Source organism: Mesorhizobium qingshengii, from assembly GCF_027563465.1.
Classification (GTDB): domain Bacteria; phylum Pseudomonadota; class Alphaproteobacteria; order Rhizobiales; family Rhizobiaceae; genus Mesorhizobium; species Mesorhizobium qingshengii_A.
In genome coordinates, this window is record NZ_JAPFQA010000005.1 from 227,707 (window position 1) to 239,995 (window position 12,289).

A 12,289-nucleotide genomic window follows, 5' to 3' on the forward strand; every position below is an offset into this window, starting at 1 on the left:
CGACCTGCGGCTCACTGCGCTACCACCTCCAGGTTGGCATTGCCGTAGAACGTGTAGGCAAGGTAGGTCGGGTCGCCGGTCTCATAGAAGCGCTTGCGCACACCTTGAAGGACGTCGGCCAGGTAAACCGGCCCATCCTTGAGTCGGGCGCTGATTCCGCCGTAGAAATCGCTCGAGAAGGCGGCCGCGGCGCGGTCGGTCAGCGGCCACATGCCGCCGATGAAGCCGGACGCGCCGCCAGCAAGCACCGCCGGACCCCAGCCCTGGACGAAGCCGCCGAGCATCTGGGACTTGCCTGTGTCGCATGCATTGAAGAAATAGAAGGGATTGCCCTTGCCGTGCGCGGCCGCGACCAGCGCGCGCCAGGTGTCGGGATCGAGCGACTGGTCGACGAGATCGATGGCAAAGACCGGACGGCCGCTGCTTGGCTGGTTGACCTCGCCGTGGCCGGAAAAATGGATGAAGCCGGTCGAGACCTCGCCGACCAATCTTTCGAAAGAGACGAAATCACCATCGAAGCGGCGGTAGCCGGCGAGCTTGCTCAGCGCGTCGATCTCGACCTCCTGGAACGGCAGCGACTGCTTGTCGACATAGGAGGGCGCGACAGCCGCGACGCCGGTGAACGCCATCCGGTCAAGCGGATTGTCGACTTGCGAGGACGTGCTGCGCGGCGCCCAACGGGCCAGCCGGTAGCTCATGCCAAGGAAGCCGTCGCGGGTGACGCCGTCGGTGCTTTGCGGGCGGATCAGCTCCCAGGGCAGAGTGGGGCTGTTCGAGGTGATCTGGATCGAATGCAGTTCGTCCTTGTCGCGCAGCGACCAGAACACATCCTTGAACGCCTCGGGGACGTAATCCCGGTAAAGCGCATCGCCAAAACCCTCGGCGGCCAGCGTGACAAAACGTTTCTGCGTTTCCGGATCGCTGCTTGCGGCAGGCTGCTGGAGCGACACCGCGCCGCGCAGGCTCATGCCGAGCTGCAACAGGCGGCGGTATTCGGAGTCCAGCCATGCCGCCATCTGCGGTGGCGTCGAGAAGGTATCGGTCACCGGGCCCGCCAGGTGCGGCGAATGGATGATGATCTGGCCCGGACCCAATCCGCTTGGGTCGTCATAAAGAATGGTGACATCGAGATCGGCCACCGCGTTGGAGGTTGCTGCGCCGAGTTGCACAGTGCCGGTCACCGCCGGTTGCGGCGGCAGGGAGGCCAGCATCAGCGGCGCGGCAGCGCGGTTGGCCGTGGCACCTTGGGCGCCAGCTTCAACGGACGCCGTTTGACGAACAATGACGGGTCGCGATGCCGATCCCAGGAACCGTCCGGCGCTGTAGATACGGGCGATGAACTGGCTGGGCTTGGTGTCTTTCGCAATTGGCCGCGCCTTGAGGTCGAAGCGGACAACGTCGCTATCGCCTTCGCGGTAGAGCGTCGTCCGCCGGCTCCATTTGCCGCCATCGGCAAGGTCAAAGCCGGAAGCGAAGAGATCGATATCGATTGGCCATTGCTCGGCCCCGGCCGGCATTGCCATGGCCAAGGCGCCGTCGGCCGTCACCGACGAGCCCGGAGCGGCCTTCACCTTCACCTCCGGCGTCAATTGCTCTTCGGTCAGCGCGATCGAAACGGTCACCGTCTCGCCGGCCACGACGTCGTCGGGGGCATCGATGGTGGGATGGCGCACGACCTTGATCGCATTGTTGTCGACGGCTGGGGAAATCGCGCCGGGAGGCGCCTCCAACGGCGCATCGGCCGCCACATCGGGTAAAGGCGAAGGTGGCTCAGTGGCCGGTGGTGGGACGGGCTCCGTGCCAGCGGCGTCCTTCGGATAGGTGTCGCCAAGATTGTTCTGCGCCGCGGCCGCGGCCTTGGCTGCGTCTTCCTGATATTTCCTTTGCTCTTCGTACTGTCGCCGAGCCTGTTCCTCATATTGTTGGCGCTGCAGTTCCTGGCGCTTGTATTCCTCAGCCATGGCGGCCTCATCGGCGCTGTCGCCCGTCCAGGCATCCGGATTGCCGGAACCTGGCGCGACGTCCATCGGAGCGGGCTCCTGGCCACTGCCATCGAAGGTGCCGGTGCCATAGTCACTGCCGCCGACGCTTGAGCCGTTACCCCAGGGATCATAGCTGCCCGGTGGGCTGTCGAAGCCGCTGCCGCCGCCGCTTGCCATCGGTGGCAGCGGCGTGGGTTCGGGCGCGGCCGCTTCCGGCGGTGCTTCGACGGGCGCCGGCGGCGCTTCGGTCGGCGCTGGTGCAGCAGGCGTCGGCACATCCGCCATCGACACAAAATTCCTGTCTGCCGAAGGGCCGTATGCCACCCAAGGCGACTGCGCACCGGATGTCTTGTCCGCGACGGTCTGCGCGGCCGAGGCGAGCACGGTGCCGATGTCCACGCCCCGCCTGGTTAGCGCAGCCGTGAGCGCATCGGCAAACACCGTAACCGGTCCGGCTTCGTTCAGTGCGACGCTTCCCGGCTTGGCGGAAAAGGCGACAATGGCATTGGACTGCGGATCAACAGCCGCCAAACCTTGCATCACGTCCGGGGTGGGGTTGTATCCATCGCCGGGATCATCCAGCAAAACCACCTTCAATGTCGGTGTGGCCTCGAGCGCTTGCGTGAACAGATCGAGAGGCAATGCCGTCTGGTCTACCGCTTCCTTTGAATCGGTCCGCGTGCCGCGCGTTAGCAGGTAGTTCCTGTCATTGGCCCGGGCCGTATGGCCGACATAGTAGAAGATGCCGACGGCATCGGGCGCGGCGAGCGACTTGGCGAAATCATACATGGCACGCGCCACATCGGCGCGGTCGCCGTCCGTCACTTGCTGGACGGTGAAGCCAAGCGACCGCAGGCATGTCGCGACGAGTTCGGCGCTCATCTCGGCGTTGGCGATGGCCGGCGCATTGTCATAGGCCGGATTGGCGACAACGAGCGCGAAACGCTCCTCGCCGCGCGCGACGGAGAGGAGCGCCATGGTCATCAGCAGCACGGCCGCCAGAAACAGGCGCATGACCTTGATCCAAGCTCCCCGCAGGTCGCGGCGGTGATGCCTCGACTTGCCCCAAATTCATCAACGGTCTCGTTTTTGAGGATATCATGACGAGGTCGGCGGTGACAGGACGCTTATCAGCCGTCGCTTACCGGCTCTGCCGCAGGTGGCAGCCGGCCTGCCGTCTTTGCGCCAGATACTCGTCGACGAGCTGGCGGTAGCGCACCTTGCCGAAGCTCGGAAAATGGCCGCCATGCACGACTGAGACATCGAGGTCGCGCATGCCGAGCAACGTCGCGACATAATCAGAAATGTCCGAATGATAGACGTCGTCGATCAGCGGGCCGTCATAGATGATGTCGCCGGAAAGCAGGATGCCGGTCTTCTTCTCGTAGAGCGCGATGCCGCCGGGCGAATGGCCGGGCGTGTGGATCACCTCGAAGGCACGGTCGCCGAGATCGACGACGTCGCCATGCTCGAGCAGCCGGCCGGCGGGCGCCGGCAGAATCCTGTAGCGCGCGGTGTTCCAGCCTTGCGGCAATCGATCGAACATGTCGTCGTTCGCATAGCGGTCGGCGACGGTCCATTCGTTGCGCGGATCGGCGAGGATTTCCGCCTCGGTGCGGTGCACGCAGCGGTCGGGAAATTCGTGATGGCAGCCGATATGATCGAAATGCGTGTGGCTGGCGATACAGGTGAGTTTTCGCTCGCTCAGCAGCGCCACGTGTCGCCTGAGGCTGAAATGGCCGAGGCCTGTGTCGAAGAGAAGATCGCGATCGCGGCCGCGCACATGCCACATGTTGCAGCGGAAGAACGGCTTGATCCACGGCTCGTGGATCAGCGTCACGCCGTCGGCCATGCGGACGGTCTCGTACCAGTCTGGAGCGTCGATGACCGGAAGCGTGCCCATGTTCAATCCGTCAGCAGGATGATCTCATCGGTATCGCACGAAACCGCGACCGTGTCGCCCGGCCGGACGGTGGCTGTCGCGGGCAGCCTGGCGATGAACTGCAGCGAGGGGTCTTCGACGGAAGCCGCGAGCACGCGCTTGAAGCTGCCCTGGAAGACGACGTCGCTCACCCTGGCAGTGCCCAGCCTTGCCGTGCCGGCGGTCGCGCCGAGGACGAGATGCTCCGGCCGGATGGCCAGCGCAACAGCCGAGCCCACTGGCAACGCGCAGGGCAGTGACACTTGCCCAACCGCCGTCGCGACAGCGCTTGTCCTGTTCTTGGCCTCCGTGACCGTGCCGGCAAGGATCGTGCTTTCGCCCATGAAGGTCGCGGAAAAGCGTGTCGCCGGCCGCGCATAAACGCGCTCGGGCGGTCCTTCATCCTCGATGCGCCCATCGTTCATCACCACGCAGTGGTCGGCCAGCGCCATCGCCTCTTCCTGGTCGTGGGTGACATGGATGAAAGCGGTACCCACGCGCTTCTGGATGGCTTTCAACTCGTCCTGCATTTGCCGGCGCAGCTTGAGGTCGAGTGCGCCGAGCGGCTCGTCGAGCAGCAGCACCGCCGGCTCGATGACCAGCGCGCGCGCCAGCGCCACGCGCTGCCGCTGGCCGCCGGAAAGCTGGTGCGGCTTCTTGTCGAAAGCGGCGGCGAGGCCAACCAGGGCCAGAGCCTCGCGCGCCCGCGCGCCGCGTGTGGCCGCGTCCACGCCCTGCATGCGCAAGCCGAAGCCGACATTGCTGCCGACGCTCATATGCGGAAACAGCGCATAGTCCTGAAACACCGTCGTCGTCGGCCGCTTTGCCGGCGGCACCGATGTGCAGTCCTCGCCGCGGATGAACACCTTGCCTTCACTCGGGGTGACGAAGCCGCCCAGAATGGACAGCAGCGTCGTCTTGCCGGATCCGGATGGCCCGAGCAGGATGGTGTAGCTGCCGGGCTCGATCCGCAGCGAGACGTTCTTCAGCACCGTCTGCTGGCCGAAGCGATGCGAGACGGAGCTGATGTCGACCAGGGGGGCGGTCATGCTTTTCTCCTGCGCAGCAATGTCAGTTCAAACAGCACGACCAGAATGATGGAGACGGCAAAGACCAGGGAGCCGACCGCATTGGTCTTGGGGTTGAGGCCGGAACGCAGCAGGTTCCAGATTTCCACCGGCAGCGTTGTGTCGAAGCGCGTCAGCAGGAACGAAATCACGAACTCGTCCCAGGAGAATGTCATCGACAGGAAGAAGCCGGCGAAGATGGCCGGCGCCATGACCGGCACGGTGATCAGGAGCAGCACCTTCCATTCAGGCGCGCCGAGGTCGCGCGCGGCGCGTTCGATGTTGATCTGGTGGTCGCCCATCTGGCTGTAGATAATGGCGAAGCAGAGCGGCAGGTTGATCACGACATGGCCGATCCCTGCGGCAAGCAGCGACTTCGGCACGCCGGCCCAATTGAACAGCACCAGGAGCCCCATGCCGATGATGAGATAGCTGACCGTCAGCGGCAGGGTGATCAGCCCGCGCAGCAGGCCGGAGCCCGGCAGGACGAAGCGCGCGAAAACCCAGGCGGAGAGGAAGCCGAGCGTGACGGCGGTGAGCGACGAGATGGACGCCACCAGCAACGAATTGACCAGCGCCGAAGTCAGTCGCGGGTCTGAGAGAACGGCGTCGTACCAGCGCAGCGACGGGCCGGTGAAGGGCGGGATCGGAAACGACGTCGCCTGCAGCGAGAACAGCACCAGCACGACCACCGGCAGGAAGATGAAGCCGTAGACGGCAAGCGCATAGAGCCAGGAAGCGACGCGGACGATCTGGCGCATTTCAGGCCCGCTCGATCTTGAGCCAGCGGGCGCAGGCAAGGTAGGCGATGGTGACCACCGCCATCAGGATGATCGACAGCGCCGAGGGCAGCGGAAAATCGCCGCGCCGGCCGATCTGCATCATCACCAGTTGCGGCATCAGAAGCTCGTTGTTGCCGCCCAGGATCTGCGGCGTGATGTAGTCGCCGATGCACAGCACGAAGGTCAGGAAGGCGCCGACCATGATGCCGGGCAAGGTCAGCGGCAGCACGACATGCAGGAAGGTTCGCACCGGCCCGGCGCCGAGATCGGCGGCGGCCTTGCGGTAGCTCGGGCTCAACTGCTTCAGGTTGGCGAAGATCGTCAGCGTCAGAAGCATGACGAAGAAATGCACGAAGCCGGTGACGGTGGCGAAACGGGTGTTGGCGAGTTGCACAGGTTCGCTGAACAGGCCGGAGCCTGTCAGCGCGCGGTTGATGACGCCGTTCTGCGCCAGCACCAGCAGCCAGGAGTAGGAGCGCACGACATAGGAGGTCCAGAACGGCAGCACGGCCAGCATCAGCGCCAGCCGCTGCCAGCGTTCCGGCACCTGTTCGGCGAGAATCCAGGCGAAGGGATAGGCGAGCAGCACCGAGACCACGGTGACGATCGCCGTCACCTGCAGCGAGTTCTCCATCGCCTGCCAATAGGAGGGGTTGGTGAAGAACTGGCTGTAGTTCGTCAGCGTGAAGCCGCCGCCCTCATGCGCCGTGAGGCTGGAAAACCCCATGGCGATGAAAGGCAGGACGAAGAACAGCAACGTCCAGCCGAGCGCCGGCGTGACCAGCGCCCAGGGCAGGGCGCGGCCCGCCCGGGGCAGGGCACGGCCCGCCCGGGGCAGGGCACGGCCATTGTTACCAGCGGAACTCATGAGCGGCAGTCGCTCACTTCGCCTGCAGCATTTCGGTCCACATGTCCTGCATCTTCTTGTCGAGATCGGCGTTCGGCGCCGGATAGGCCTGGGCGCGGGCGAGGAAGCCCGGCTGCTCGTCGAAACGCAGGATCTTCTTCTGGTCGTCGGTCAGCGCCGCCTTGGTGTTGGACGGCATGCCCCAATAGCAGGACGAGGTGGCAAGCCGCGCCTGGCCTTCCGGGCTCATGATGTACTGGATGAATTTCAGCGCCATGTCCTTGTTCTTGGAATCCTTGAACATGGCCAGCGACTGCGACCACAGCACGGCACCTTCCTTGGGAATGGAGAAGTCCAGCGCCGGGTTCTCCTTGGCCAGGCCCGCCGTCACCCACTCGCCGCCGCCGACCAGTATGTCGACCTCGCCGGTGGCGAGCGCCGTCTGGCTGGCGGTCACTTCGCCGACCAGCTTGGCGTTGGCCTTCATCTTGAGAAGCTCGGCCTTGATGGCCGGCAGGTCGGCTTCGGTCAGGTCAGCCGTTTTCTTGCCGATGGCGAGCGCGGCCATGCCGATGACCGGCAGGTAATAGTCGTAGATGGCGACCTTGCCCTTGTACTTGTCGCCGGTGAGCGCGGCCATCGACTGCATGTCGGCCGGGTCGACCTTGGTCTTGTTGTAGCCGATCGTGTTGTAGCCGAACTTTTCGGTGATGCCGTATCGCTTGCCTCCGACGACGGTGGAGCCGTCCATCTTCACCTGCGGAAACAGGTCGGCAACGGGCAATTTGTCTTCCGGCAGCGGCTCGAACAGGCCTTTCTCGACACCGCGCGGCACGTCGATCGAGTCGATCACCATCACGTCCCAGTCGCCGGGCTGCGACTGCTCTACGATGGCAAGGCCAGCGCCGGTGCCCTCGAATTCCTTGACGTTGACCTTGACGTTGTTGGCCTCCTCGAAAGGCTGCAGCAAGGCCGGATCGGAGTGGTCGCACCAGATCAGCGCATTGAGATCGGCGGCCTGGGCGCCCGTCGCGAGCAGCAGTGCCGCAGCGGCGCACGCGGCGTGCAGATGGCTCTTCAGGATGGAAAGCGGATTCCTGGATTCGGATTTCATGGACATCGAGTGTTCTCCCTTGCCTTTGTGGCTTCTTGCAAAAAATTGAACCAATTCTAAAATTGAGTCAATTCTGTTTTTATGGCAAGAGGCTTTCATGAGCGGATTGCGGGCAAGGCAAAAGGCGGACCGGCACAGGCGCATCATCGAGGCGGCGGCGGAGCTGTTCCGCGAGGCCGGCTATGAAGGCGCCAAGATCGAGGCGATCGCGGCCCAGGCCGAGGTCTCGGTCGGCACCATCTACAATTACTACCAGAATAAGGGTGACATCCTCGGCGCCATCGTCTCGCTGGAGGTCAACGAGGTGCTCAATGCCGGGCGCGGCGTCGTCGCCAACCCGCCGGCCAATGTCGGCGACGCGCTGGATACGCTGCTCGGCATCTATATCGAACATTCGCTGCACTATCTCAGCAAGGAGATGTGGCGGCAGGCGATGGCGATCTCGACGCAACTGCCCGACGGCCCGTTCGGCCAGGCCTACACCGCGCTCGACCGCTCATTGACCGAACAGATCCGCGCGCTGATCGCCCGCCTGCAGGCGATCGGCCTTGTGAAGCAGGATATCGACGGACAGGCGCTCGGCGAACTGATCTTCAACAACATGAACATGATGTTCATCGAATTCGTGAAACGCGACGAGGCCAAGATACCGGAGCTACGCGCAGCGATACGGCGGCAGAACCGGATACTGGTGGCGGCGATCGGGGTGTGAGGGAGTCAGGAGCAGACAGGAGAAATCGTCGCTTCAGCATCAGGCATCGTTTCACACGAGGCTCACTCTTGAGTTGAGCTTGAAATCTGATACAATCTAAAGGGGTATAAAAGCGGGGAGGGGTAAATGGGAACGTTTTCAATCTGGCATTGGGCGATAGTGCTGCTGTTGATCGGCGTGCCTGTCTTCTTTGCTGTTCGATCAGCCGCGAAGCCGTCACAGACTCCCGAGGCTCTTGTGGGCTTCGGCGGCTGGCTGATGTTGCTGGCGATCGGTCAGGCATTGTCGCCGCTGCGCACACTCGCCGACTTTGCCAATTCAGCCGACAGCTACCAGCAACTTATGACCCTCCCAAATGGGCCGCTGGCGGGGTATGGCGAGGTCGCTCTCAATCTGGCATTTCTGGTGCTTCAGTTGGTTGTGCTGGTTGCGATGCTGCGACGAAGCCATCGTTTCCCACGGTTGTTTCTGTGCCAGTGGTTTGCGATCCCTGTCGTGTTTATCCTGGACACCATCTGGATTTCGTCAATTCTGGGGGTCCCGCTGAACCAGGTGCTCGCAGGCGATGCGCTGGTGGCTCCCATAGCCTCCTTCGTGGTGACCGGCGTCTGGGTCGCCTATGTCTATAAGTCGGTCAGGGTGAGGAACACGTTCGACAGGGCGAGCGCATCTGGACAAGTTGCGAGCGCCTGAAAGAGGCGTCCGCAGTCCAAATATTCGCGTATTTGATTTTGCTGGTGCCCCCGGACGGAATCGAACCGCCGACCTTCGGTTTACAAAACCGCTGCTCTACCAGCTGAGCTACAAGGGCACGGCGCTCCGGTTAGCATATTTGTTGCGCCAGTAAAGACAAAACTCCGTTTTCGGTTACCCGCCGTGGTGGATGGCGGAGCGAATGCGCATGCTGAAATCCGCAAACCGGCTTCCTACATATAAGGAAGGTGCAATCGCTTCGAACCGGGGTGTCGCATGATCAGATTTGTCATCATTCTCCCTATCGTCGTCATCGGCTGGATGCTGCTGGTGAAGCTCATCAACGATGTGAAGAAGGCCAATGTCGACTGGACCGGCGTGACCACCATCATCGGCTTCATCGCGCTCGCCTTCTGGCTTCGCCATATCACTGGTATGGGGTGAGAGAGGGAATAGGGAATAGGGAATAGGGAATAGGGAATAGGGAGCGGACACTCCGGTGTTCCTGCCTTTCGCTGCTCGCCTGGGCACGAGGCCGTGCCACAAGAAATCCCCCTCGACCTTTCGAACCTTTCCTCCCGCCGCGCCGACTGATCTCCAGAGGCGAATGGGTCGCCTCGATCAAGGATCCAGGAGATCATCATGTTCAAGCGCACTCTGACATCAGGCCTCGTCGCCATTTTCGTCGCCACCGGCGCGCTCGCCGGCACCGTCCAGTCGTCCTCGGCTCACGGCTTCCATCACCACCATCATCATCACCATTTCAAGCAGCATTGGTGGTGGCACCACAACCATCATCACCACGGCCATGGCAAGGTGATCATTTTCCTTTGATGGAGGGACCCCATTCTCCCAAAAAGGGCGGCTTCGGTCGCCCTTTTTCGCGTTTGATGCGTCCTTCGCGATCGATGGGGCGACGTTGGAAATGTCGGGCGGGAAGGTCGCTCCAAAAAAATCAGAAAAAGATTCGAACCTTTCTCTTCGCGGCAACGACAGATGATCAAGAGGCGGATGGATCGCCTCGGTCAACGAAGCAAGGAGATCGTCATGTTCAAGCGCACACTCGTTTCCGGCCTCATCGCCACCACCGTCGCCGCCACCACGTTGGTCGGCACCGTCCAGCCTTCGTCGGCTCATTCGCATCACCACGACCTCGGCATTGGCATCGCCGCCGGCGTCGGCGGGTTTGTCCTGGGCAGCCTGCTCGCCCAGCAGCAGCCGCGCACCGTCTATGTCGACGAAGACGGCGGCTCCTGGCACGTCCGCCGCTGCTTCGATCGCTATTCGAGCTACGACCCGGACTCCGATACCTACATCGGCTACGACGGCTATCGCCACTACTGCCGGCTTTGAGCGGAGGGGCGCCAACACAGGAAACAGGGGCTGTACGCAGCCCCTTTTCTTTCGTTTGAACGCCTGAAAACCGCGTTCAGAGATCAGCCTTCGGATTGGAGTCCCGGATCGCCAATCCGGCCGCACGGCAGGTGTCGCCAATGAGGAGGCTCGTCTTCGGCGACTCGTCACCTATCGCGACGAGCTCGAAGGTACTTCCCGCATCTGGATAAATCTTGGCGGCGAAAGGTTCTTCAGTTCCATAGCCGCCGGAAGATTTCTTGACGATGACATGGCCGCAGACCACGATCTGCTGGCGGCCGCCGAGGGTCCGCTCGCCGGCAAGCATCGTTCCGAACTTGGTGGACGCAGGGTCCTGTAGCCGCTGACGAATGCCGGTCGTGACGATCTCCTCCAAGGCGAGCGAGATCGGGATGGGGTTCACGCGCTGGTCGCCGGGATCGGGTTTGGGCGCTGTCGTTACGCATCCGCAAAGTGAAGCGGCAAGCAGAAGCTGAGCCGTATTCCTCATTCGTGCCCTTTCGCATGCATTCGAACGCCACGGCAAGACGGTGAAATCCCATGTAGCGGGCGCTATACGGCGATTTCCGGAGCGTCTAGTCTATCCCGATGGCCAACTGACGGAGGGTGGCTTGGACAATCAGGACCCGAAGGACGACCTGATCGAGACGGTTTTCCGCAACGGCACCGTCACCACTGTCGGCATCCTGCTGGCGTTTTCACTGGGCTTCATCACCCATTGGGCCGCCAACCCGATCCCGTGGCAGACCTACCATCTTGTCGCCGTCCTGCCGATCCTGGTCGGCATCGCCTTGCAGATGCGGGCGCTGTCGTTGCTGCTCGCCGTAAAATCCTTGCAGCGGCGCGTCTATGAACGCGCCAACCGTATCTTCATCGCCGGCCTCGTCTTCACCGCCTGCGGAGTAGGGCTGGCGATTCTGCTGGATTTCTTCGATATTGCGACAAAGAGCGCGCTGCCCGGGGCAGGTTGATCAGCCGGCTTGCACGCCGCCGATCATCCTTGTGACTTCGGCCGCGGCGCTGCGCACCATCGGCCCGATCTCGGCCAGCCGCTCCGGCGTCACCCGCACCGTCGGTCCCGACACCGAGACGCCGCCGATCGGTTCGCCGAATTCGTTGAAAATGGCGGCTGCCACGCAGCGCATGCCTGGGTGCCGTTCCTCGTCGTCCACTGACCAGCCGCGCAGCTTGATCGTCGCCAGGTCGTGGGCGAGGGCGGAAATGTCGGAAAGCGTCTTGTCGGTGAAGCGCTGCAGCCCGGCCTTGCGCAGGATGGTCCCGACGCGTTCCGGCTCGAGATGCGCCAGCACCGCCTTGCCAATGCCGGAAGCGTGGAACGGGCTGCGCGTGCCCGGCCGGAAGAAAGCGCGGATCGCCTGGTGCGTCTCGACCTGGCTGACAAACACCACGCAATCGTCCTCGGCGACTCCGAGATTGGCGGTTTCGCCGGTCCTCTCCATCAGTTCCTGCATGACGATGCGGGCGCGGTCGACCAGCTTGCGGCGGCGCAGGAACGCCGCGCCCATGCGGTAGGTCTCGACGCCGATCGACCACAGCTGGTCGCTCGTGTCGAATTCGACCATGCCGTGGTTTTCCAGCGTCGTCAGCATGCGGTAGGCGGTGGAGGCGGCAAGGCCGCTTTGCGCCGCAATCTCGCTCAGCGACAGGCCGCTGCCCTCCGCGACAATGGCCAGGATGCGCAGGGCCCGATCGAGAGACTGCACCGGACTGGCCTCGGAAGGCGCGTTGAAAGCGCGCGGCCGGCCGCGCTGTCGTTTCTCGGTCGTTTCCATGGCG

The 12,289-nt window shown here is 63.1% G+C and carries 14 protein-coding genes and 1 tRNA gene; 5 read left to right on the forward strand and 10 right to left on the reverse strand.

The window, feature by feature from the left end:
* Positions 1-11: 11 nt before the first annotated feature.
* The 6 genes from OOJ09_RS14505 to OOJ09_RS14530 form a co-directional block, all read right to left on the reverse strand.
* On the reverse strand, positions 12-2,996 hold the full coding sequence (locus tag OOJ09_RS14505; RefSeq protein WP_269905869.1) for a caspase family protein: 2,985 nt from the start codon (positions 2,994-2,996) through the stop codon (positions 12-14).
* A gap of 127 nt (positions 2,997-3,123) precedes the next feature.
* Positions 3,124-3,885, reverse strand: a complete 762-nt coding sequence (locus OOJ09_RS14510; protein ID WP_269905870.1) for an MBL fold metallo-hydrolase — start codon at positions 3,883-3,885, stop codon at positions 3,124-3,126.
* Between the two features lie 2 nt (positions 3,886-3,887).
* Positions 3,888-4,952, reverse strand: a complete 1,065-nt coding sequence (locus OOJ09_RS14515) for an ABC transporter ATP-binding protein (protein WP_269905871.1) — start codon at positions 4,950-4,952, stop codon at positions 3,888-3,890.
* Complete coding sequence (locus OOJ09_RS14520; protein WP_269905872.1) at positions 4,949-5,731, reverse strand: ABC transporter permease; 783 nt, start codon at positions 5,729-5,731, stop codon at positions 4,949-4,951. The genes OOJ09_RS14515 and OOJ09_RS14520 overlap by 4 nt, the downstream gene beginning before the upstream one ends.
* 1 nt (position 5,732) lies before the next feature.
* Positions 5,733-6,620 carry an ABC transporter permease gene (locus OOJ09_RS14525; protein ID WP_269905873.1) on the reverse strand — a complete coding sequence of 296 codons (888 nt, stop codon included), beginning with the start codon at positions 6,618-6,620 and terminating at the stop codon, positions 5,733-5,735.
* A 13-nt stretch (positions 6,621-6,633) separates the two neighbouring features.
* The gene (locus OOJ09_RS14530) at positions 6,634-7,713 is read right to left on the reverse strand and encodes a polyamine ABC transporter substrate-binding protein (protein ID WP_420107514.1); all 1,080 of its coding nucleotides are present in this window, start codon (positions 7,711-7,713) and stop codon (positions 6,634-6,636) included.
* A gap of 97 nt (positions 7,714-7,810) precedes the next feature.
* On the opposite strand from OOJ09_RS14530, the gene OOJ09_RS14535 reads away from it, so the two are divergent.
* Together OOJ09_RS14535 and OOJ09_RS14540 are read left to right on the forward strand one after the other, a co-directional pair.
* Entirely contained in the window at positions 7,811-8,425 is a 615-nt protein-coding gene (locus tag OOJ09_RS14535) for a TetR/AcrR family transcriptional regulator (protein WP_269905875.1), read from the forward strand.
* Between the two features lie 126 nt (positions 8,426-8,551).
* Positions 8,552-9,118, forward strand: coding sequence for a DUF2569 family protein (locus tag OOJ09_RS14540; protein ID WP_269905876.1), 567 nt, complete (start codon positions 8,552-8,554; stop codon positions 9,116-9,118).
* Between the two features lie 42 nt (positions 9,119-9,160).
* Here OOJ09_RS14540 and OOJ09_RS14545 read toward each other — a convergent pair.
* A tRNA-Thr gene (locus OOJ09_RS14545) sits at positions 9,161-9,236 on the reverse strand.
* Between the two features lie 158 nt (positions 9,237-9,394).
* On the opposite strand from OOJ09_RS14545, the gene OOJ09_RS14550 reads away from it, so the two are divergent.
* Entirely contained in the window at positions 9,395-9,562 is a 168-nt protein-coding gene (locus OOJ09_RS14550; RefSeq protein WP_269905877.1) for a hypothetical protein, read from the forward strand.
* Positions 9,563-9,781: 219 nt separating this feature from the next.
* On the opposite strand, the gene OOJ09_RS14555 is transcribed toward OOJ09_RS14550, so the two are convergent.
* A complete protein-coding gene (locus tag OOJ09_RS14555) occupies positions 9,782-10,147 on the reverse strand; it encodes a hypothetical protein (RefSeq protein ID WP_269905878.1) in 366 nt (121 codons plus the stop codon).
* Positions 10,148-10,165: 18 nt separating this feature from the next.
* On the opposite strand from OOJ09_RS14555, the gene OOJ09_RS14560 reads away from it, so the two are divergent.
* Positions 10,166-10,471 carry a BA14K family protein gene (locus tag OOJ09_RS14560; protein ID WP_269905879.1) on the forward strand — a complete coding sequence of 102 codons (306 nt, stop codon included), beginning with the start codon at positions 10,166-10,168 and terminating at the stop codon, positions 10,469-10,471.
* Between the two features lie 76 nt (positions 10,472-10,547).
* On the opposite strand, the gene OOJ09_RS14565 is transcribed toward OOJ09_RS14560, so the two are convergent.
* Entirely contained in the window at positions 10,548-10,895 is a 348-nt protein-coding gene (locus OOJ09_RS14565) for a hypothetical protein (RefSeq protein WP_269905880.1), read from the reverse strand.
* A 208-nt stretch (positions 10,896-11,103) separates the two neighbouring features.
* On the opposite strand from OOJ09_RS14565, the gene OOJ09_RS14570 reads away from it, so the two are divergent.
* The gene (locus OOJ09_RS14570; protein ID WP_269905881.1) at positions 11,104-11,463 is read left to right on the forward strand and encodes a hypothetical protein; all 360 of its coding nucleotides are present in this window, start codon (positions 11,104-11,106) and stop codon (positions 11,461-11,463) included.
* On the opposite strand, the gene bhcR is transcribed toward OOJ09_RS14570, so the two are convergent.
* Positions 11,464-12,285, reverse strand: a complete 822-nt coding sequence (gene bhcR, locus OOJ09_RS14575; RefSeq protein WP_269905882.1) for an HTH-type transcriptional regulator BhcR — start codon at positions 12,283-12,285, stop codon at positions 11,464-11,466.
* Positions 12,286-12,289 lie beyond the last annotated feature (4 nt).

Excerpts from the sequence above, each read along its gene's own strand:
- OOJ09_RS14505 (WP_269905869.1), bottom strand. The coding sequence starts at position 2,996 with ATGCGCCTGTTTCTGGCGGCCGTGCTGCTGATGACCATGGCGCTCCTC.
- OOJ09_RS14510 (WP_269905870.1), bottom strand. The coding sequence starts at position 3,885 with ATGGGCACGCTTCCGGTCATCGACGCTCCAGACTGGTACGAGACCGTC.
- OOJ09_RS14515 (WP_269905871.1), bottom strand. The coding sequence starts at position 4,952 with ATGACCGCCCCCCTGGTCGACATCAGCTCCGTCTCGCATCGCTTCGGC.
- OOJ09_RS14520 (WP_269905872.1), bottom strand. The coding sequence starts at position 5,731 with ATGCGCCAGATCGTCCGCGTCGCTTCCTGGCTCTATGCGCTTGCCGTC.
- OOJ09_RS14525 (WP_269905873.1), bottom strand. The coding sequence starts at position 6,620 with ATGAGTTCCGCTGGTAACAATGGCCGTGCCCTGCCCCGGGCGGGCCGT.
- OOJ09_RS14530 (WP_420107514.1), bottom strand. The coding sequence starts at position 7,713 with ATGAAATCCGAATCCAGGAATCCGCTTTCCATCCTGAAGAGCCATCTG.
- OOJ09_RS14535 (WP_269905875.1), top strand. The coding sequence starts at position 7,811 with ATGAGCGGATTGCGGGCAAGGCAAAAGGCGGACCGGCACAGGCGCATC.
- OOJ09_RS14540 (WP_269905876.1), top strand. The coding sequence starts at position 8,552 with ATGGGAACGTTTTCAATCTGGCATTGGGCGATAGTGCTGCTGTTGATC.
- OOJ09_RS14550 (WP_269905877.1), top strand. The coding sequence starts at position 9,395 with ATGATCAGATTTGTCATCATTCTCCCTATCGTCGTCATCGGCTGGATG.
- OOJ09_RS14560 (WP_269905879.1), top strand. The coding sequence starts at position 10,166 with ATGTTCAAGCGCACACTCGTTTCCGGCCTCATCGCCACCACCGTCGCC.
- bhcR (WP_269905882.1), bottom strand. The coding sequence starts at position 12,285 with ATGGAAACGACCGAGAAACGACAGCGCGGCCGGCCGCGCGCTTTCAAC.